The 19,060-nt window shown below is 70.4% G+C and carries 18 protein-coding genes; 12 read left to right on the top strand and 6 right to left on the bottom strand.

The genetic code is table 11. From position 1 onward, the window contains the following. Window positions 1–6: 6 nt before the first annotated feature. Entirely contained in the window at window positions 7–1,176 is a 1,170-nt protein-coding gene (locus tag ACLJQE_RS00235) for an acyl-CoA dehydrogenase family protein (protein WP_308675995.1), read from the bottom strand. A 140-nt stretch (window positions 1,177–1,316) separates the two neighbouring features. Here ACLJQE_RS00235 and ACLJQE_RS00240 point away from each other — a divergent pair, with 140 nt between their 5' ends. Continuing rightward, entirely contained in the window at window positions 1,317–1,637 is a 321-nt protein-coding gene (locus ACLJQE_RS00240; RefSeq protein ID WP_410636877.1) for a hypothetical protein, read from the top strand. 68 nt (window positions 1,638–1,705) lie between these two features. After that, window positions 1,706–2,392 (top strand): 4'-phosphopantetheinyl transferase family protein, encoded by a 687-nt coding sequence (locus ACLJQE_RS00245; RefSeq protein ID WP_410638258.1) that lies wholly within the window; start codon window positions 1,706–1,708, stop codon window positions 2,390–2,392. 192 nt (window positions 2,393–2,584) lie between these two features. On the opposite strand, the gene ACLJQE_RS00250 is transcribed toward ACLJQE_RS00245, so the two are convergent. Then, on the bottom strand, window positions 2,585–3,745 hold the full coding sequence (locus ACLJQE_RS00250) for an isochorismate synthase MenF (protein WP_410638259.1): 1,161 nt from the start codon (window positions 3,743–3,745) through the stop codon (window positions 2,585–2,587). 141 nt (window positions 3,746–3,886) lie between these two features. Further along, on the bottom strand, window positions 3,887–4,198 hold the full coding sequence (mihF, locus tag ACLJQE_RS00255) for an integration host factor, actinobacterial type (RefSeq protein ID WP_158264088.1): 312 nt from the start codon (window positions 4,196–4,198) through the stop codon (window positions 3,887–3,889). A 444-nt stretch (window positions 4,199–4,642) separates the two neighbouring features. Here mihF and ACLJQE_RS00260 point away from each other — a divergent pair, with 444 nt between their 5' ends. The 7 genes from ACLJQE_RS00260 (at window position 4,643) to ACLJQE_RS00290 (ending at window position 13,680) form a co-directional block, all read left to right on the top strand. After that, complete coding sequence (locus ACLJQE_RS00260; protein ID WP_410636878.1) at window positions 4,643–6,271, top strand: long-chain fatty acid--CoA ligase; 1,629 nt, start codon at window positions 4,643–4,645, stop codon at window positions 6,269–6,271. A 100-nt stretch (window positions 6,272–6,371) separates the two neighbouring features. Continuing rightward, complete coding sequence (locus ACLJQE_RS00265) at window positions 6,372–7,661, top strand: ABC transporter substrate-binding protein (protein WP_410636879.1); 1,290 nt, start codon at window positions 6,372–6,374, stop codon at window positions 7,659–7,661. Next, window positions 7,658–8,554 carry a carbohydrate ABC transporter permease gene (locus ACLJQE_RS00270; protein WP_410636880.1) on the top strand — a complete coding sequence of 299 codons (897 nt, stop codon included), beginning with the start codon at window positions 7,658–7,660 and terminating at the stop codon, window positions 8,552–8,554. Before ACLJQE_RS00265 ends, ACLJQE_RS00270 begins: the two co-directional genes overlap by 4 nt. Then, window positions 8,551–9,366 carry a carbohydrate ABC transporter permease gene (locus tag ACLJQE_RS00275; RefSeq protein WP_410636881.1) on the top strand — a complete coding sequence of 272 codons (816 nt, stop codon included), beginning with the start codon at window positions 8,551–8,553 and terminating at the stop codon, window positions 9,364–9,366. The genes ACLJQE_RS00270 and ACLJQE_RS00275 overlap by 4 nt, the downstream gene beginning before the upstream one ends. 440 nt (window positions 9,367–9,806) lie before the next feature. Next, a complete protein-coding gene (locus ACLJQE_RS00280; RefSeq protein WP_410636882.1) occupies window positions 9,807–10,400 on the top strand; it encodes a TetR/AcrR family transcriptional regulator C-terminal domain-containing protein in 594 nt (197 codons plus the stop codon). Window positions 10,401–10,545: 145 nt separating this feature from the next. Next, window positions 10,546–12,270, top strand: a complete 1,725-nt coding sequence (locus ACLJQE_RS00285) for a TIGR03767 family metallophosphoesterase (RefSeq protein ID WP_410636883.1) — start codon at window positions 10,546–10,548, stop codon at window positions 12,268–12,270. A 147-nt stretch (window positions 12,271–12,417) separates the two neighbouring features. After that, window positions 12,418–13,680 (top strand): peptidase C39 family protein, encoded by a 1,263-nt coding sequence (locus tag ACLJQE_RS00290; RefSeq protein ID WP_410636884.1) that lies wholly within the window; start codon window positions 12,418–12,420, stop codon window positions 13,678–13,680. 39 nt (window positions 13,681–13,719) lie between these two features. Here ACLJQE_RS00290 and ACLJQE_RS00295 read toward each other — a convergent pair whose 3' ends face one another. Next, window positions 13,720–14,169 carry a carboxymuconolactone decarboxylase family protein gene (locus ACLJQE_RS00295; protein ID WP_410636885.1) on the bottom strand — a complete coding sequence of 150 codons (450 nt, stop codon included), beginning with the start codon at window positions 14,167–14,169 and terminating at the stop codon, window positions 13,720–13,722. A gap of 78 nt (window positions 14,170–14,247) precedes the next feature. On the opposite strand from ACLJQE_RS00295, the gene ACLJQE_RS00300 reads away from it, so the two are divergent. Beyond that, window positions 14,248–15,117, top strand: coding sequence for a sigma-70 family RNA polymerase sigma factor (locus tag ACLJQE_RS00300; RefSeq protein ID WP_410636886.1), 870 nt, complete (start codon window positions 14,248–14,250; stop codon window positions 15,115–15,117). Between the two features lie 44 nt (window positions 15,118–15,161). Here ACLJQE_RS00300 and fdxA read toward each other — a convergent pair whose 3' ends face one another. Beyond that, complete coding sequence (fdxA, locus tag ACLJQE_RS00305; protein ID WP_410636887.1) at window positions 15,162–15,578, bottom strand: ferredoxin; 417 nt, start codon at window positions 15,576–15,578, stop codon at window positions 15,162–15,164. Between the two features lie 139 nt (window positions 15,579–15,717). On the opposite strand from fdxA, the gene ACLJQE_RS00310 reads away from it, so the two are divergent. Further along, entirely contained in the window at window positions 15,718–16,815 is a 1,098-nt protein-coding gene (locus ACLJQE_RS00310) for an S-(hydroxymethyl)mycothiol dehydrogenase (RefSeq protein ID WP_410636888.1), read from the top strand. A gap of 65 nt (window positions 16,816–16,880) precedes the next feature. Beyond that, window positions 16,881–17,435 (top strand): gamma-glutamylcyclotransferase family protein, encoded by a 555-nt coding sequence (locus ACLJQE_RS00315; protein WP_410636889.1) that lies wholly within the window; start codon window positions 16,881–16,883, stop codon window positions 17,433–17,435. Here ACLJQE_RS00315 and ACLJQE_RS00320 read toward each other — a convergent pair. Continuing rightward, the gene (locus tag ACLJQE_RS00320) at window positions 17,413–19,032 is read right to left on the bottom strand and encodes an FAD-binding oxidoreductase (protein WP_410636890.1); all 1,620 of its coding nucleotides are present in this window, start codon (window positions 19,030–19,032) and stop codon (window positions 17,413–17,415) included. The two genes, ACLJQE_RS00315 and ACLJQE_RS00320, sit on opposite strands and share 23 nt — an antisense overlap. Window positions 19,033–19,060 lie beyond the last annotated feature (28 nt).

Genomic DNA, 19,060 nt, shown 5'->3' on the forward strand with positions numbered 1-19,060 from the left:
GCGCTCTCAGCCCAGAGTCCCGCCGACCTTGACGTGCCCCTTGAGCAGGTTGCGGGCGATCGTCCGGCGCTGGATCTCGTCGGTGCCCTCGTAGATGCGCAGCAGCCGCAGCTCGCGGTACCACCGCTCGACCGGCAGCTCCCGCGTGTAGCCCATGCCGCCGTGGATCTGCAGGACGCGGTCGACGATTTCGTTGGCCTTCTGGCCGCCGTACAGCTTCGCCATCGACTGCGCGTGCCGCGAGTCCAGGCCCTGGTCGACCTGCCAGGCGGCGTGCAGCACCAGCCAGCGCAGGGCTTCCAGCTCGACGCCGGAGTCGGCGATCATCCACTGGATGGCCTGCCGCTCGGCGATCTTCTGCCCGAACGTCTCGCGGGTGTTGGCGTGCTCGATGGCCATCGAGATCAGCCGTTCGCAGGAGCCGATCGCGCGGGCGGGCAGCAGGTAGCGGCCCTGGCCGATCCACTGCATGGCCAGCTCGAAGCCGCGGCCCTCCTCGCCGAGGATCTGCGTCTCCGGGACGCGGACGTCCTGGAAGATCAGCGATGCCGGGCCCCACTCGCCCATGGTGTCGATGTACTCGGACTTCCAGCCGGCTTCGCGGTCGACGAGGAAGCAGGTGACGCCGCCGTTCGCGCCCTTCTCCGGGTCGGTGATCGCGAAGACCATGGTGAAGTCGGCTTCGTTGCCGCCGGTGATGAAGGTCTTCTCGCCGTTGATGACCCAGTCGGTGCCGTCCTTGCGGGCGGTGGTCCGGATGGCCTTGGCGTCCGACCCGGCGCCCGGCTCGGTGATCGCGAAGCACGACTTCCGCTCGCCGGAGATCGTCGGCAGCAGGTAGGTCTGCTTCTGCTCTTCGTTGGCGTGGAACAGGATGTTGTCGGCGGCACCGCCGAAGCGGAACGGCACGAAAGTGCGGCCGAGCTCGGCTTCCAGCAGCGCGGCCATGACGGCGGACAGGCCCATGCCGCCGTACTCCTCCGGGGTCAGCACGCCCCAGAAGCCGGACTCCTTCGCCTTGAGCTGGAGGTCCTTGAGCTCCTCGCCGGTCAGGCCGGGCTGGTGGGCGCGCTCGCGCCGGAGGACTTCCTGCTCGAGCGGGATCAGCTCCCGCTGGACGAACGTGCGGACCCAGTCGCGCACTTCCCGTTCTTCGGTGCTGAGTGAAAAGTCCATGAGAGAGCTGCTCCTCCGACACTGGCTAAGCGCTTGCTTACCCTATAGTGCGCCACACGTCGTGCAGGCGCAAGAACGCTGCTGGTCCGGCTCGCGAAAAGGCCGCGCGAACGGGGTACCGCTCTGGTTACCCTCGCGAGGTGGCGCGCCGCATCATGTACCTCCAGCTCAAGACGGGCTTCGACACCGATCGAGGCCCGTCCTGGATTGCCTGGGTCCGGTTCTCCCCCACCTGGAAGACCGCGTACGTCCACGACCGCACACTGCGGCGTTGGCCGGGCATGTTCGACGCCAACTTCTTCGACGTCGACACCGGCGAGGAGTTCTGGCTGTCCGGCCCGAAGCGGGACCGCACGGACGGCCGCTACAGCCGCGCCGCACCGGCGGTCGACGACGACGCTCGGGGACCCTACGAGGCTTTCCTCCGGGGCGAACCGCTGCCGGGCCGGGACCGGGGCTAGCTCCTTGTCCGGGATAACCCCCGAAAATCGTGACAACGGCTTCCCGGGCCGGGAAGATCGGGGGTGTGATGGAGATCGAGGTCCGCTGGTCGTCGCCGTTGCCCACCGAAGAACGCTTCATGCGTCTGCTCGACGACGTCGAACAAGGGCGCTTCGACGCGTACCGGCAGGACGCGGACAAGCGGCGGTTCCTCACCGGCCGCGTCCTGGCGAAGACGGTCGCGGCCGAGCGGCTCGGCTTGGCCGCCGAGGCGGTGAAGTTCGACGCGACCTGCGAAGACTGCGGCAAGCCGCACGGGCGGCCGCACATCCCCGGCGCGGATCTGACGCTGTCGATCTCGCATTCGGGCGACCTGATCGGCGTCGCGGCGACGCCGTCGGTCCCGGTGGGCCTCGACGTCGAAACGGCCGCCCGCCGCGCGGACGACGGCCTGATCGAGTACGCGCTGAGCCCGGTGGAGGCCGGGCACCTGGCGGGCCTCGACCCGGCGGAGAAGGCCGCGGCGTTCTTCGTCTACTGGACCCGCAAGGAAGCCGTGATGAAGGCCACAGGCAAGGGCCTGCGCATCCCGCTGCAGAGCATCACGTTCTCCCGCTACGACGAGCCGGCCCGCTTGGCCGCCTCGGGCGACCCGGCCCTGAACCCGGCGACGACCCGCTTGGCGGACCTGAAGGCCGCGGACGGCTACCGCGCGGCCATCGCGGTGCTGACCACCGAGGAACTGTCGGTCACCGAAGAACACTGGGTCCCCTGACCCACAGCGCCCCAATGTGGCCTTCGGTGCGTCCAACGCACCCAATGTGGCCTTCGGTGCGTCCAACGCACCCAAGGTGGCCTTCGGTGCGTCCAACGCACCCAAGGTGGCCTTCGGTGCGTCCAACGCACCCAATGTGGCCTTCGGTGCGTCCAACGCACCCAAGGCCACCTTGGGGCGCTTGGGGGCCGGTCAGACCGGTAGGTCCGCCAGGCCCATCGCCGTCAGCAGGGTGCGGAACTTCGCCGTCGTCTCGTCCAGTTCGGCCTTCGGGTCCGACGCCGCCACGATGCCGCCGCCCGCGTACAGCCGCATCGATGTCGAGGCGATCTCCGCGCAGCGGATCGCCACCGCCCACTCGCCGTCGCCTGCCGCGTCCACCCAGCCGACCGCGCCCGCGTAGTAGTCGCGGTCGAACGGCTCCAGCTCCTGGACCAGCTCGCGCGCGCCCTCGGTGGGGGTGCCGCAGATCGCCGGCGTCGGGTGGAGGGCCGCCGCCAGGTCCAGGGCCGTGATGTCCGGGTCGATCAGCTCGCCGGTGATCGGCGTGCGCAGGTGCCAGATCGCCGGCGTCGTCACCAGCTCCGGGCCCGCCGGGACGTCCAGCGTGCGGCAGAACGGCCGCAGCGCCTCGACCACGTAGTCGATCACCACCGCGTGCTCGAGCTGGTCCTTGCGGGACGTCCGCAGTGCCTCGCCGTTCGCGCGGTCGGTCACCGGGTCGGCCGACCGCGGCATGGATCCCGCGTGCGGCGACGAGAACACCGTCCGGCCGGTCCGGCGCAGCAGCAGCTCGGGCGTCGCGCCGACGAGTGACCGGCCGCCCGGCAGCTCGGCCGCGTACGTGAAGTGGCGGGGGTTGCCGACGGCAAGGTTCCGCACGATGCTCTCGGCGGGCACCGGCGCGGCGAACTCGAGGTCCAGCGCCCGCGCCAGGACGGCTTTGCGCAGGCCACGCGCGGCCAGCGCGTCGACGGCCGCCGAGACCGCCGCCATGTGCAGCGCCGGAGACGGCACCGCACGCACGCTCACGGGCGCCGGCAGCACCTCGCGCGGCAGCGATGGCGCCCCTTCGGACCGGTGCACGGTCCGGGGTACGACGAGGTGGCCCGGCACCTTCGTGTCGGGCCCGGTGTCGAACGGCAGCACGCCGACAGCCAGGGGTGCACCGGTCTCGGCCAGAACGCCGGGGATCGCCGAGGCGAGCCGCCGGGGGTCCGTCTCGGTCACGGTCCGGATGACGCCCTGCGCGAGGAGTGCGCGCTCGGCCGTCGTGAAGAGGAAGTCGCCACGCTGGTAGCGGGCGGCGAGGTCAGCCGGGGTTGCCGGACTGGCCGCCTTCGGGGGGTCCAGGGGGGCTTGCCCCCCGGCCGGGGTCTGGGGCTCGGCCCCAGGGAACGCAGCACTCACCAGACCAGCGTCCCAGGCTCGGGGAGATCCGCGAGGGGAGTGTCACGAGCGACACTCCCCTCGCGGTCAGCTCCTGGTGACGGGCTACTTGAGCGCGTCGATGAGCGCCTCGCGCTGGCGCTCGCCCAGACCGGCCGCACGCCGGTCCGGGTCGATGCCGGCCTGCTCGAGCAGGGCGGCGACCTTCACCGCGCCGAGGCCGGGGACGGCCTTCAGCAGCTGGGTGACCTTCGTCTTCCCGATGGTCTTGTTCTCCTTGGCCTGCTTGAGCACCTTTTCGATGCTCTCCTGGCCGGACTTGATCGACGCGAGCAGCTCCGAACGCGCCTTGCGAGCCTCGGCGGCCTTGGCCAAGGCATCGGCGCGCTGCTCCGGAGTCAACGTAGGCAGAGCCAACGTAGTGTCCTTTCCTCTCAGGTCTCCGCTTTCGCGGCCGACAGCTTTTACGAGTGCTTGCTCCTGCAAGCGCTGCTCAGCCGTCTCTTGCCACGGGCCCAGTAAACGCCACCGGGTTCGTGGCCGTGCAACCGACACGCACTTATTACCCCCGGAGGTGATACCGGGCAACCCGCCCCGGCCTGCGGAAACGCTCCCAAGAACGGTCCCGAGTGGCCTCACTCACCCGGAAGTGGAGCCTCCACTACTCACTGTTCTCGTGCACATTTCCTTGCACATAAGGAAAAGCCGAAAAACTGATGATCTTGATCATCAGTCGGTCGTCGCCCGATCGCGCGACGACCGTGACCGAACGGAGCCGTAGTTGACCATGCCCGCTTCACCCGATCCGCACTAGAGTCGGCGCAACCCCAGTTCACCGGCGAGCGACCCCCGGGAGCGACCATGTTGAGCACCATGCAGGACGGCCAGCTGTCGCTGGCGAACCTGCTTCGCCACGGCACGTCGGTGCATTCGGCGAGCGAAGTCATCACCTGGACCGGTTCAGAAGCCCGGCGCGAGAGCTACCGCGAGCTCGGCCGCAACGCCGCCCGGCTCGCGAACGCCCTCCGGAGCCTCGGCGTGACCGGCGACCAGCGCGTCGGCACGTTCATGTGGAACAACGCCGAGCACATGGCCGCCTACCTGGCCGTTCCGGCGATGGGCGCCGTGCTGCACACGCTGAACATCCGGCTGTTCCCGGAGCAGCTGGTGTTCGTCGCCAACCACGCCGAGGACCACGTCGTCATCGTCGACGGCACCCTCGTCCCCCTCCTGGCGAAGCAGCTGCCGCAGTTCACGACGGTCCGGCACGTCATCGTGGCCAACGGCGACGCCGCGTCCCTCCAGGCACCGGACGGCGTCGAGGTGCACTCCTACGCCGAGTTACTGGCCGCCCAGCCCGACACCTTCGACTGGCCGGACGTCGACGAGCGGTCCGCCGCCGCGATGTGTTACACCTCGGGCACGACCGGTGACCCCAAGGGCGTCGCCTACTCGCACCGGTCGATCTGGCTGCACTCGATGCAGGTCTGCATGACCGACAGCATGAAGCTCGCCCAGCAGGACAAGGCCCTGGCCATCGTGCCGATGTTCCACGCGATGGCGTGGGGCCTGCCGTACGCGGCGCTGATGGTCGGCGCGTCGCTGCTGATGCCGGACCGGTTCCTCCAGCCGGCGCCGGTTTCGGCGATGCTCGCCGCGGAGAAGCCGACCTTCGCCGGCGCGGTGCCGACCGTCTGGCAGAGCCTGCTCGCCCACCTCGAAGCCCACCCGCAGGACATCTCGCACCTGCGCGAGGTCGTCGTCGGCGGGTCGGCGGTGCCGCCGTCGCTGATGCACGCCTTCCAGGAGCGGCACGACGTCCCGATCCTGCACGCCTGGGGCATGACCGAGACGTCGCCGCTGGGCAGCGTCGCCCGCCCGCCGGCGGGCGCGACCGGCGACGACGCCTGGAAGTACCGCTACACGCAGGGCCGCTTCCCGGCGTCCGTGCGCGCCCGGCTGATCGACGACGACGGCGCGGTGCTGCCGTGGGACGGCGAGGCCGTCGGCGAGCTCGAGGTCCAGGGCCCCTGGATCGCGGCTTCGTACTACGGCGGGGAAGCGGTCGACCCGGAGAAGTTCCACGACGGCTGGCTGCGCACCGGCGACGTCGGCAAGATCAGCCCGGACGGCTTCCTGACGCTGACCGACCGCGCCAAGGACGTCATCAAGTCCGGCGGCGAGTGGATCTCCTCGGTCGACCTGGAGAACCAGGTGATGGGCCACCCCGCGGTGGCCGAAGCCGCGGTCGTCGGCATCCCGGACGAGAAGTGGGACGAGCGGCCGCTGGTCGCCGTCGTGCTCAAGGAGGGCCAGCACGTCACGCCGGAAGAGCTGCGGGACTACCTCGGCGACAAGGTCGCGAAGTGGCAGCTGCCGGAGAACTGGACGTTCGTCGACGAAGTGCCCAAGACGAGCGTCGGCAAGTTCGACAAGAAGCGGATCCGCGCGTCCTACTCCGAGGGAAAGCTCGACATAGCGCAGCTCTAACGGGTAAATCTCCGGCGAGTCTTCATACCTCTGGCGGTCACCATAGGGGAGCCTGACGCTCCTATGGTGGCCTTCGGAGCACGTCGGAGAGGTTCTGGGGATGCAGCGGAACAGGCGGAGTTTCCTCGCACTCGCGGGGATGGGCGCGCTGGCGACGGCGTGCGGGTCGAACACCGGGCGGCAGGGTGACCCGCCGCCCTCGACGGCGTACTCGGCGGGGCCGCCGCCGTCGAACGCCCCGAAGGTCACGCTCCAGCAGTGGTACCACGCGTACGGCGAGGAAGGCGTCCAGGACGCCGTCAAGCGGTACGCCGCGAGCTACCCAGGCGCGACCGTGAACGTGCAGTGGAACCCGGGCGACTACGACTCGAAGATCGTCACCGCCCTGCAGAACAGCAAGGTGCCGGACGTCTTCGAGGCGCAGGTCAAGATCGACTGGGTGCGGCAGAAGCAGGTCATCCCGCTCGACGACGTCATCGGGCAGGCGAAGAGCGACTTCAGCCCGGCCGTGCTGGCCGCGCAGACCGTCGACGGCCGGGTCTACGGCATCCCGCAGGCCACCGACACGCAGGTGCTCTTCTACCGCAAGAGCCTGCTGCAGGCCGCGGGTGTGCAGCCGCCGCAGACGGTCGACGAGCTCATCGACGCGGCCGCGAAGCTCACGAAAGACGGCGTCAAGGGCTTCTTCGCGGGCAACGACGGCGGCGTCGGCGTGCTCACCGGCCCGCTGCTGTGGTCGGCGGGGCTGGACTTCCTGAAGAACGGCAACCGCGAGGTCGGCTTCGACGACCCGCGCGCGGCGACCGCGCTGGCGAAGCTGCACACGCTGAACGCCAACGGTTCCCTGCTGCTCGGCGCGCCGGCGGACTGGTCGGACCCGGGCGCGTTCATCGACGGGCTGACCGCGATGCAGTGGACCGGGCTGTGGAACGTGCCGAAGATCCGTTCGGCGTTCGACGACGACTTCGGCGTCCTGCCGTTCCCCAAGCTGGACGCCAGTGGCGCGCCTTCGGTGCCGGTCGGCGCGTACGGCGCGATGGTGAACGCCAAGAGCGCGCACGTCACCGAGGCCAAGGCGTTCGTGAAGTGGCTGTGGGTCGACCAGACGCAGAACCAGCTGGAGTTCGCGACGAAGTTCGGCTTCCACGTGCCCGCCCGGCAGAGCCTGATCGGCCGCGCGGACAACCTCAAGTCCGGCCCGGCCGCCGACGCGGCCCGGTTCGTCCAGGAGAACAGCCACCTCGTCGGCGGCCCGGTGTGGACGCAGCAGGCGAACACGGCGCTGTCCGACGCGGTCGCGAAGATCGCGAAGGAGGGGGCGGACCCCGCGGCGCAGGTGAAAACCGCCGTCGAGGTCGCGAAGGCCGAGCTGAAGCGCCTCTTCGGATGAAGCGGCGCGACACGCGCGCGTTCTGGCTGTTCGTGGGGCCGTTCCTGATCGGGCTGGCGATCTTCGCGTACCTGCCGATCGGCTGGAGCGCGTACCTGTCGTTCTTCGACGCGCGCAACACGGTGACGCCGACCGAGTTCGTCGGGCTGGCCAACTACGGGCACATGCTCACCGACGAGCCGTTCCTGTCGAGCCTGGGGACGTTCAGCGTGTTCGCGGTGTTCATCGTGCCGTTGACGTTCGTGTTGTCGCTGGCGCTGGCGCTCGGGGTCAACCAGCTGCGGTTCGCGCGGGCGTTCTTCCGGTCGGTGTTCTTCCTGCCGTTCGCGTGCTCCTACGTGGTGGCGTCGCTGATCTGGAAGACGTCGTTGTTCTCGGGTGTCCGCTACGGGCTGGCGAACACCGTGCTCGGCGTGTTCGGCGTCGACCCGGTCGCCTGGACCGGAACGGTCGATCCGCCGCTGTACTGGGTGGTGCTGGTGACCGCGCGGCTGTGGCTGCAGCTGGGCTTCTACATGATCCTGTTCATCGCGGCACTGCAGCGGATCCCGGTCCAGCTGTACGAAGCGGCGTGGCTGGACGGCGCCAAACCGGGCTGGCAGGTGTTCCGGCACATCACGCTGCCGCAGCTGCGCGCGACGGCCGTGGCGGTGCTGCTGCTCAACCTGATCAACGCCTACCAGGCGTTCGACGAGTTCTACAACATCATGGGCGACGCACGCGGCTACCCGCCGTTCGCCCGGCCACCGCTGGTCTACCTGTACTACACGTCGCTGGGCTCGGGCGGCCAGGACCTCGGCCGCGGCAGCGCCGGCGCGGTGATCCTGGCGCTGATCATCGCGCTGGTGACGGTGCTGCAGGGCCGGGTGCTGCGGTTCGGGCGGGCGTCATGAGGGCGTTCCTGCGGTGGACTTGCCTGGTGGTGGCGGCGGTTCTCTTCCTGCTGCCGTTCTACCTGCTCCTGCGCAACGGCCTGGCGTCACGCGCGGAAATCACGGCTCCACAATGGACGTTCTTCCCGGCCACCGTGCACTGGGAGAACTTCAGCCTGCTCTTCTCTTCGGAGGACGTCCCGTTCGCCCGCAGCCTGCTGAACTCGGCGCTGGTCGCGACCGCGCAGACGGTCGGTCTGCTGGTGGTCTGCTCACTGGCGGGCTACGGGCTGGCGCGGATCCCGTACCGGCATTCCAGGATCGTGTTCTACGCGGTACTGGCGACGCTGATGATCCCGACGTCGGTGACGTTCGTGCCGAGCTTCGTGGTCGTCTCGTCGCTGGGCTGGCTGTCGGACTTCCGCGGCCTGGTGATCCCCGGGTTGTTCAGCGCGTTCAGCGTGTTCCTGTTCCGGCAGTACTTCCTCGACTTCCCCCGCGAACTGGAGGAGGCGGGCCGGGTCGACGGGCTCAGCCGCTGGGGCGTGTTCTGGCGGATCGTGGTGCCCGGTTCGAAAGGCTTCTTCGCGGCGATCGCGGTGATCACGGCGATCGGCAGCTGGAACGCGTTCCTGTGGCCGCTGATCATCGCCCAGTCGCCGGATTCGTGGACGGTCCAGGTCGCGCTGTCGGGCTTGCTGACGGCGCAGAACCCCCAGCTGAACCTGCTGTTCCTGGCGGCGGCGGTGTCGATCCTGCCGATCGTGCTGCTGTTCGCGTTCCTGCAGCGGTACCTGGTGCGCGGGGTGGCGGAGTCCGGCTTGAAGGGCTGAACCGCCACCACAGCAGGACGAACGTCAGTACCAGCGCCCCGCCGTCGGTGACCAGGGAGGGCAGCAGCCCCGGCCAGCCGTACAGGTCCACCGTCGCCCGCCACACCGACGGCGGGATCGCGAACACGCCGGCCGCCTGGGTGGCGTTCACCGCCAGCACCGGCCAGAACACCCACCGGCGCCCGGTCAGGACGAGCAGCCCGAGCAGGTTGCCCACCAGGTAGACATCGCCGACCAGCCGCAACCCGGTCAGGAAGCCGCCGGACAGCGGCGCGCCCGCCAGGAAAGCCGCGCGTGCCACCAGGTCGTGGTCGATCACCACGAAGTTCTGCACCGCCGTGCCGATCGCGAACACCAGCGAACAAACCGCCACCCACCAGCGCATCCCGGCCCCCTCTATCAGCGATAGAGACCAATCTATCACTGATAGAGTCCGCCGGGTGCCCCTCGATCGCCGTCAGATCACCGAAGCCGCCCTCGCGCTGCTCGACGAGGTGGGCCTCGCCGAGCTGAGCACCCGGCGGCTCGCCGCGCGGCTCGGCGTCAGCTCGCCGACGCTCTACTGGCACGTCAAGGACAAGGCCCAGCTGCTCGACCTGCTCGCCGAGGTCATCTGCGAAGACGCCTTCGACATCGACCGAACCGCGGACTGGCGAGGACAACTGGAACAGGGCCTGGCCCAGTTCCGCGCCCTCCTGCTCAAGCACCGCGACGCCGCGATCCTGCTCCGGGACCGCCCGCCGGGACCGAACCGCCTCGCGCACATCGAAACGACGTGCCGGATCCTGCTCGACGCCGGCTTCACCCCCGATGACACCGCCGGGATCGCCCGGCTGCTCACCGCCCACGTCCTCGCTTCGGCAGAGACACCGCCGCGGCCGGATCCCGAAGCGGCGCAAGCCTTCCAGGACCGGCTCGACGACTACCCCGCCGTCAAGGCACTCGGCCCGATCTTCGCCCGCGCCACCGCCGACGACCTCTTCGCCCTCGGCACCGAGGTGATCCTCGACGGCCTCGCGCAGCGGCGGAAATGACCACGACCTTCGGCGGTACACCACACCTCGAAACCTGTGACAGAGTGAGCTGAACTGTCACGGTGAATGTTTTTCACGTTCACCCCGCGTCCACCCAAGTCCGGCACCGTGCCGGGCAACCGAGAAGACTGGGGAGCGAACAACCATGGCCGAACTCACCCGGCGCACCTTCGCCACCGCGGGCGCCGCGGGTGCCGGGCTGCTGCTCTGCACGCCCACCGCGAACGCCCTCGACCGCGCGCTGCGGCTCACCGGCGCCCGCTCGGTCACCACCGCCGGCACCACGCTCGAACAGGTCGCCACGGGTGGGGGCACCAGCACCTACTCGCGCCTCTCCGCGGGCCCCGGCTGGCCACTGGTCGTCCGGAGCGAGCTCGCCACGCCGAAGAGCGGGCGCGACGACCGGCGCCGGGCGCTGTCCGCCTTCGTCCAGTTCACCGACCTGCACATCACCGATGCCGAAAGCCCCGCGCGGTTCGAATACCTGCACCCCTTCATCGGTTCCGCGCACCGGCCGCAGGAGGCGCTCGGCACCGTCGCCACCAGCGCACTCGTCGAGCGGGTGAACAGCGTGCGGCAGGGTCCGTTCACCGGGCGGCCGTTCGACCTCATGGTCACCACCGGCGACAACACCGACAACCACGAGCTGCTCGAACTCGACTGGTTCCTCAAGGTCCTCAACGGTGGCACCGTCACGCCGAACTCCGGCGACGCGAACGCCTACGAAGGCGTCCAGAGCTCGGGCAACGACGAGTACTGGAACCCCTCGATCCCCGGCGTGGGCGACAAGTACTCGGCGAAGGGCTTCCCGCAGCTCCCCGGCCTGCTCGAAGCGGCCATGCGGACGTTCACCGCGCCCGGCCTGGACGTCCCGTGGTTCTGCACCTTCGGCAACCACGACGACAGCATCGTCGGCTCGCTGCCGGCGCACATCCCCGGGATCGACGCCTGGTACACCGGGAAGTACAAGGTCATCGGCAAGGACGAGACCACCGCGAAGAAGCTCGCCGACGCCGTCAAGAAGGGCTCCGGCGTTCCGGTCGCCGAACTGTTCGGCGGCAGCGGCACCCTCCGCGAGATCACGCCGGACGCGCGGCGGCGCCCGTTCGGCACCGGCGAGTTCGTCCGCGCGCACCTCGACGCGGCCAACACCGGCCCCGGACCGGCCGGCCACGGCTTCACCAGCGCCAACGCCGACGGCAAGAACGTCTACTACACCTTCCGGATCGCGCCGGGCATCACCGGGATCAGCCTCGACACCACCACCGACGCCGGCTTCGCCGACGGCTCGATCGGGCTCGCGCAGTACTCCTGGGTCGAGTCGACGCTCAAGCGCGGCAGCTCGGCGTACTACGACTTCTTCGGCCGCAAGGTCGCCCACGCCGTCACCGACGAGCTGTTCATCCTGTTCAGCCACCACACCAGCGGCTCGATGACCAACCTGCTGCCGGACTCGCGCCACCCGCTCGACCCGCGCCTGGACGGCAACGCCTTCGTCGCGCTGCTCAAGCGGTTCCCGAACGTGCTGGCCTGGGTCAACGGCCACACGCACCTCAACAAGATCACGCCGCACACCGGGAACACGCCGCAGCAGGGCTTCTGGGAGATCAACACCGCGTCCCACGTCGATTTCCCGCAGCACGCCCGGATCGTCGAGGTCGCCGACAACGCCGACGGCACGTTGTCGCTGTTCACCACGTTGATCGAGGCCGAGGCGCCGTACGCCGTGGACTACGACGCCCGGACGCCGCAAGCGCTTGCGTCGCTGTACCGCGAGCTGTCCTACAACGACATCCACACCGACCTCGGCCGGGTCGGCGCGGCGGCGGACCACAACACGGAACTGCTGCTGGTGAACCCGCTGTCCTGAGTCCGCCGGCCGTCGATTCGAAGACGACGACGGCAAGTTGGTCGCGAAAGCGACACAGACTCGGGCCGTCCGGTCGGTACCTGTTTACAGGCCCGGCCGGACCGGCGAAAATCCCTGGCTACTGGGTGGGTCGATCAGGGAGCCGGGATGCGGGTACGCAAGTTGTTCACCTTATTGTCAGTGATTGTGTTATCTGCGGCAACCACGCAAGCCGCCGAGGCCGGACCCGTCCGGCCCCGCGACGACGAAGCGATCGACTACCACGAATGGACCGGTGGTCGTTTCCACGAAGGCGGCTTCGCCGGGCTCGCGCTCACCCGTGACGGCTTGCGCATCACGCGCCCGGCCGGCACGGTCGAGCACACCGAGCCGGAGCTCGGCACGACGAGGACGTACGAGTACGGCCAGTGGACGTCACCGGAGTACCGGCAGGGCTTCGGTGCGACGCAGCTGGTCGCGTCGTGGAACGCGAAGACGCCCGCGAAGACCTGGCTGCAGGTCGAAGCGCAGGGCCGGACGTCGGCGGGCACCGAAACCGCGTGGTACGTGCTGGGGCGCTGGGCGAGCGGCGACGCCGACATCCTGCGCACCAGCGTCGACGGCCAGGACGACGCGAACGCCGTGGTCGACGTCGACACGCTGGTCATGAAGGCCGGTGTGACGCTGAAGTCGTACCACCTGCGGGTCAGCCTCTACCGCGAAGCGGGGTCGGGCGCGACGCCGTCGGTGAGCCTGCTGGGCGCGATGACCTCGGCCGTCCCGGACCGCTTCGAGGTGCAGCCGACGAAGCCCGGGCGCGCCACCGGCATCGAGCTGAAGGTGCCCGCGTACGCCCAGAACCTCCACAAGGGACAGTTCCCGGAGTACGGCGGGGGCGGCGAGGCCTGGTGCAGCCCGACGTCGACCGAGATGGTGGCCGAGTACTGGGGCAAGAAGCCGTCGGCGGCGGAGATGGCGTGGATCCCGGCGGGCTACGTCGACCCGCAGGTGGCCTTCGCGGCGCGCTACACCTACGACCACGCCTACGACGGCACCGGCAACTGGCCGTTCAACACCGCGTATGCGGCGTCACGCGGGCTGCGCGGCCACATCACGCGGCTGCACTCGCTGAACGAGCTGGAGAACTACATCGCCCGCGGCATCCCGGTGATCACGTCGCAGTCGTTCCTGTCCTCGGAGCTCGACGGCGCCGGGTACGGGACGGCGGGCCACATCATGGTCGTCATCGGCTTCACGAAGGACGGCGACGTGATCGCGAACGACCCGGCGTCGAGCAGCAACGACCGGGTCCGCAACGTCTACCAGCGCGACCAGTTCGAGACGATCTGGCAGCGGACGAAGCGGTACCGCGCGGACGGCACGGTGGCGGGCGGCCCGGGCGGCATCGCGTACATCATCACGCCGGCCTGAGGAAGACCGGCGGGGCGCCTCGACGGCGCCCCGCCGGGCTCACCAGGTCTTGCCCGCCTGCTCGCGGACCGCGCGGTTGACGTGGTTGAAGAAGGCGGTCAGCGCGATGTGCGTGACGAGCGCGGACAGCTGCTTCTCGTCGAAGTGCCCGGCGGCGGCCGCCCAGACCTCGTCGGTGACGCCCGGCCTGCCGTCCTGGATCCGCGTCGCGGCTTCGGTCAGCTCGAGCGCGGCCCGCTCCGGCTCGGTGAAGAACGGCGTCTCGCGCCAGATGACGACGCTGTGCAGCCGGTCGTCGGTCTCGCCCTGCTTCTTGGCCGCGTGGACCCCCGCGTAGGCGCACGGGGCGCAGCCGTTGATCTGGCTGGCCCGCAGGTGGACCAGCTCGAGCAGCAGCGGGTCGAGACCGGCGGAGTGCACCACCTTGAACAGCTGCTGGATCGCTCCCGTCACCTCGGGCGTGCTCTTGGTCTTCAGCCGTGGCTCCATCGGTTCCTCCATCGGTTACCTGTGCCCTTCCGGGCTCGTCATGTCCACGACGGAGCGGGAGCGAGGAAGGTAACGACCATGTCCGACAGGTTGACCGAGACGTTCGAAGCGCAGCGAGACCGGCTGCGGGCGGTGGCCCGCCGCGTGCTGGGCTCGCACGCGGACGCCGAAGACGTGGTCCAGGAGGCCTGGCTGCGCCTGTCGCGCCAGGACGCGGCGTCGATCGAGAACCTCGAGGGCTGGCTGACGACGGTGGTCGGCCGGATCAGCCTGGACGTGCTGCGGACGCGCCGATCGCGCCCCGAGGCACCGTACGAGGAGATCGTCGTGACGGTCGACGACGGCCCGGAGACGGACGCGGAGCTCGCCGATTCGGTCGGGCTGGCCCTGCTGGTGGTCTTGGAGTCACTCGGCCCGGGCGAGCGGCTGGCGTTCGTGCTGCACGACCTGTTCGCGGTGCCGTTCGAGGAGATCGGCCGCATCCTCGGCAAGTCCACGGCGGCGGCCAAGATGCTCGCCAGCCGCGCCCGCCGGAAGGTCCGCACCCCTGCACCACCGGCGGCGACCGGAGCATCGCAGCGAGAGGTGGTCCAGGCCTTCCTGACCGCGGCCCGCGACGGCGACTTCGAGGGATTGCTGCGGCTGCTCGACCCGGAGGTCCGCCTGACGGTCGACACACCGGACGGCGTGGTGGTGGTCCTGGGCGCGACGAACGTGGCGGCGGGAGCCCGTTTCGGCGCGGCCAACGACGGCCGCCGGGTGCTGGTGGGCGGCCTGCCCGGCGTGGTCGCGTGGCGCGAGGGCGGCACACCGCTGTCGGTGGTGGCGTTCACGGTGACGGACGGCCGGATCACGAACATCGCGGCCGTGGCAGACCCGGCGAAGCTGGCGTCGATGAACCTGCCCGAGCCGCCCTCGCCGCCCGGAACTGTCGGTGGCGCTCGGTAAGCTGGAAACCGGGGGCCGGAGGCCCGCCCGCGCCACCTCTCACCTCAGCCGTGCCGATCACCCGAGCAGCAGCCGCCGCCGTCGCCCCGGGGCTCCTTTCGCGGCGCCGGCCGCTCCGGCGGGCTCTGCGGCGGCAGCGCCGCGACCATCGCCGTGTCCGCGTTCAGCGGGCCGATCGCCGCCGCCCCGCCCGGAGAACCCAGTGGCCCATCGCGTCCCGGGAGCACCTCGGTGAAGAACCGGCCGTTGTCCGGGGCGTGCTCCCGCAGGGCCGGTGGGAGCTCGTCCGCGTAGTAGACCGCCCCGACCGGACAGGCCACCTCGCACGCGCCGCACTCCATGCACTCGTCCGGGTGGATGTAGAGGCTCCGGGCTCCCTCGTAGATGCAGTCCAGCGGGCACTCGGCCACGCACGCGCGGTCCTTCACGTCGACACACGGAAGCCCGATGACATACGCCATGCCGCCAACCTAGCCACACCGGCACAGTTGCGGAGCACGCAACATGTTGCGCAAAACCTCACTCATGCGGATGTCGCCATCTCCGCATGATCCGTGATTAGCTGCGGTCGACCAGCAGTGCAGCCGGAAGGTGGTTCGAATGCCGTACGAGGTCCAGGGAGTCGTTTCGCGGGCGAAGGGCGAGCCCGTCTCGCTGGAGACCGTCCTCGTGCCCGATCCCGGTCCCGGCGAAGCCGTCGTGAACGTCCAGGCCTGCGGGGTCTGCCACACCGACCTGCACTACCGCGAAGGCGGGATCAACGACGAGTTCCCGTTCCTGCTCGGCCACGAGGCCACCGGGGTCGTCGAGGCCGTCGGCGCAGGCGTCAGCGACCTCGAGCCGGGCGACTACGTCATCCTCAACTGGCGCGCCGTCTGCGGCACCTGCCGGGCCTGCAAGCGCGGCAAGCCGTGGTACTGCTTCGCCACCTTCAACGCCACCCAGCCGATGACGCTCGCCGACGGCACCAAGCTGTCGCCCGCCCTCGGCGTCGGCGCCTTCCTCGAGAAGACCCTTGTCCACAGCGGACAGTGCACGAAGGTGGACCGCGCGGCCGAGCCCGCCGTCGCCGGGCTGCTCGGCTGCGGTGTCATGGCCGGACTGGGCGCCGCCATCAACACCGGCGCCGTCACGCGCGGGGATTCGGTCGCGGTCATCGGCTGCGGTGGCGTCGGTGACGCCGCCCTCGCCGGCGCGAAGCTGGCCGGGGCCACCACGATCGTCGCGATCGACATGGACGACCGGAAGCTCACGTGGGCGAAGGACTTCGGCGCGACGCACACCGTCAACAGCAAGGGCCTCAGCGAGGAGCAGGTCGTCGAAGCCATGCAGGACGCCACCAGCGGATTCGGCCCCGACGTCGTCATCGACGCCGTCGGCCGTCCCGAAACCTGGCGGCAGGCGTTCTACGGACGCGACCTCGCCGGCACCGTCGTGCTGGTCGGCGTGCCGACGCCGGAGATGCGGCTGAACGACCTGCCCCTGATCGACTTCTTCTCGCGCGGCGGCTCGCTCAAGTCGTCGTGGTACGGCGACTGCCTGCCCAGCCGGGACTTCCCGATGCTTGTCGACCTCTACCTGCAGGGCCGGCTGCCGCTCGACAAGTTCGTCACCGAGCGCATCGGCGTCGACGGCGTCGAGCAGGCCTTCGAGCGCATGCACCACGGTGACGTCCTGCGCAGCGTGGTGACCTTCTGACCCTCTTCACCGACGACGAATACCCGGCCGAGCCCTACCCCGGGGCCCGGCCGGGCCACTCGTTCGTGCACGTCGACGGCGTGGGGCACCCCCTCGACGCGGCCCCTGAAGGCTGGCGCGAGCGGATGGCCGTGCTGGCCTACGGCTCGAACGCGAACCCGTCGAAGATCACCTGGCTGCGCGCCCGGCTCGGCCTCGGAGGCCCGGTCGTCGTGGCGCACGCGCGCTGCGCCGGGCTCGCCGCGGTGTGGGCGGCCGGTTTCCGCGTGGTCGACGACCAGCGCCCGGCCACGCTCACCGCGCTGCCGGGCGTCGAAGACCACGCCATCTGGTTCGTGACGCCGGACCAGCTGGCGGTCCTGGACCGCTGCGAAGGCCGCGGCACCCGCTACCACCTGGCCCGGCTGACCGAACCGGACGTCACCCTCGAAGACGGCACGCGCCTGACCGACGTCCACACCTACGTCGGCGCCGCGCCGATCCGCTACCCGCTGCTGGTCGACGGCGCGCCGGTGCGCACCGCCGACGTCCCGCAGGCGGCCGCGAGCCGGCTCGAAGGCGTCGCGGCCGACGGCCACGGCGTGCCCTGCGAAGTCGTCACACCAGCTTTCCGGGGTTGAGGATCCCGGTCGGGTCGACCGCGGACTTGGCCGCCCGCAGCACCTCGACCCCCAGCGCACCGATCTCCGCACTCAGATAAGGCGCGTGGTCGACGCCGACCGCGTGGTGGTGGGAAATCGTGCCCAGCCCGGCGATCGCCTCGCAGGCCGCCGCCTTCGCGCGCTGCCACTGGCCGGCCGGGTCGGCTTCGTCGCGGGCCGTCAGGACCGTGAAGTACAGCGACGCACCCGTTTCGTACGCGTGCGAAATGTGGCACATGATGATCGCCCGGCCGAGCGCCGCCGTCAGCGCCGCGCGGACGTCGTCGCGCAGCTCGTCCACATTGGACCAATAGGTGGCCGTTTCGAGCGTTTCGACGCAGACACCCAGGTCCAGCAACGCGTCCCGCTGCCGGGGACCGGCGAACCGGCCGTGCCGCCACGACTCGCCGAGCGCCTTGCCGACGCGCACCGCACCCGAGGCCTTCAGCCTGCGAGCCGTCGCACGGCGGCGCAGCGCCACGTCGTGCGCGGTGCCTTCCCAGCCGACGATGAGGAAACACGGCCGCCGCACGCCCCGCGCGGCGAGGTAGCGGCGCAGCGCCGCCGTCTTCAAGCCCGCGTTCAGCGCGATCGACACCGCGGTCTCGTCCACATCGGACAGCCGGGTGACGTCGGCGAGCGCGTGGTGCTGCGCGAGGTCCCGCACCGCTTCGGCACCGGCCGCCCAGCCGGGCAGCGCGTAGCCTTCGTAGCGCCGGACCGGCGGCGCCGGCCGCACCCGCAGCGCGACTTCGGTGATCACGCCGAGCGTGCCCTCGCTGCCGATCGCGAGCTGGCGCAGGTCCGGCCCGGCCGCGGACGCCGGCGCGACACCGAGCTTCCACGGGCCGCGCGGGGTGGCCAGCCGCACGCCGGTGACCATGTCCTCGAACCGCCCGTAGCCCGAGGACGCCTGGCCCGCCGAGCGCGTCGCCGCGAAGCCGCCGATCGTGGCGCGCTCGAACGACTGCGGGACGTGCCCGAGCGTCAGGCCGTGCCCGGCGAGCAGCCGCTCGGCTTCGGGGCCGCGGACGCCGGCCTGCAGGACGGCGATGCGCGACTCGGCGTCCACCGACACCAGCTCGTCGAGCCGGACCAGGTCCAGCGCGATCACCGACGTCTTTTCCCCGCGCAGCGCCGCGACGCCGCCGACCACCGACGTCCCGCCACCGAAGGGCACGACCCCGACGTCGTGCTGGACGCAGACGTCGAGGACCGCCTGGACCTCGTCCGGGCCGGCGGGGAGCACGACCGCGTCGGGCACCGGGAAGTCCGCCGAGGGCGAACGGCGCCGCAGGAGGTCGAGGTAGGACAGCCCGGTCGCCCGCGCGAGCCGCGCCGGGTCGTCGACCAGCACGTTCTCCGCGCCGACCACCCGCGCCAGCGCCTCGCCAGCAGGTTTCGGCAAGTTCGGCGACGGTATTTTCACCGGCACGTCGCCCGCTGGGACGGCGGCGGGGACCACGGGGCCGATACGCTGGTCGAGCCACCTGGCCGCACGCGCGGGCAGCGGGGCGGCGCCGGCGGCTTCCGCAGTCCAGGACCGGCGGAGGCGGTGGTCAATGAGAGCGTTCACGACTACAGTGTGACATATGGACGTAAAA

Source organism: Amycolatopsis sp. lyj-346, assembly GCF_046548975.1.
Lineage (GTDB): Bacteria > Actinomycetota > Actinomycetes > Mycobacteriales > Pseudonocardiaceae > Amycolatopsis.

Bases quoted from the DNA above. Each gene is read 5' to 3' on its own strand.
- ACLJQE_RS00235 (WP_308675995.1), bottom strand. From the start codon at position 1,176: ATGGACTTTTCACTCAGCACCGAAGAACGGGAAGTGCGCGACTGGGTC.
- ACLJQE_RS00245 (WP_410638258.1), top strand. From the start codon at position 1,706: ATGGAGATCGAGGTCCGCTGGTCGTCGCCGTTGCCCACCGAAGAACGC.
- ACLJQE_RS00260 (WP_410636878.1), top strand. From the start codon at position 4,643: ATGTTGAGCACCATGCAGGACGGCCAGCTGTCGCTGGCGAACCTGCTT.
- ACLJQE_RS00265 (WP_410636879.1), top strand. From the start codon at position 6,372: ATGCAGCGGAACAGGCGGAGTTTCCTCGCACTCGCGGGGATGGGCGCG.
- ACLJQE_RS00270 (WP_410636880.1), top strand. From the start codon at position 7,658: ATGAAGCGGCGCGACACGCGCGCGTTCTGGCTGTTCGTGGGGCCGTTC.
- ACLJQE_RS00275 (WP_410636881.1), top strand. From the start codon at position 8,551: ATGAGGGCGTTCCTGCGGTGGACTTGCCTGGTGGTGGCGGCGGTTCTC.
- ACLJQE_RS00285 (WP_410636883.1), top strand. From the start codon at position 10,546: ATGGCCGAACTCACCCGGCGCACCTTCGCCACCGCGGGCGCCGCGGGT.
- ACLJQE_RS00290 (WP_410636884.1), top strand. From the start codon at position 12,418: ATGCGGGTACGCAAGTTGTTCACCTTATTGTCAGTGATTGTGTTATCT.
- ACLJQE_RS00295 (WP_410636885.1), bottom strand. From the start codon at position 14,169: ATGGAGCCACGGCTGAAGACCAAGAGCACGCCCGAGGTGACGGGAGCG.
- ACLJQE_RS00300 (WP_410636886.1), top strand. From the start codon at position 14,248: ATGTCCGACAGGTTGACCGAGACGTTCGAAGCGCAGCGAGACCGGCTG.
- fdxA (WP_410636887.1), bottom strand. From the start codon at position 15,578: ATGGCGTATGTCATCGGGCTTCCGTGTGTCGACGTGAAGGACCGCGCG.
- ACLJQE_RS00310 (WP_410636888.1), top strand. From the start codon at position 15,718: ATGCCGTACGAGGTCCAGGGAGTCGTTTCGCGGGCGAAGGGCGAGCCC.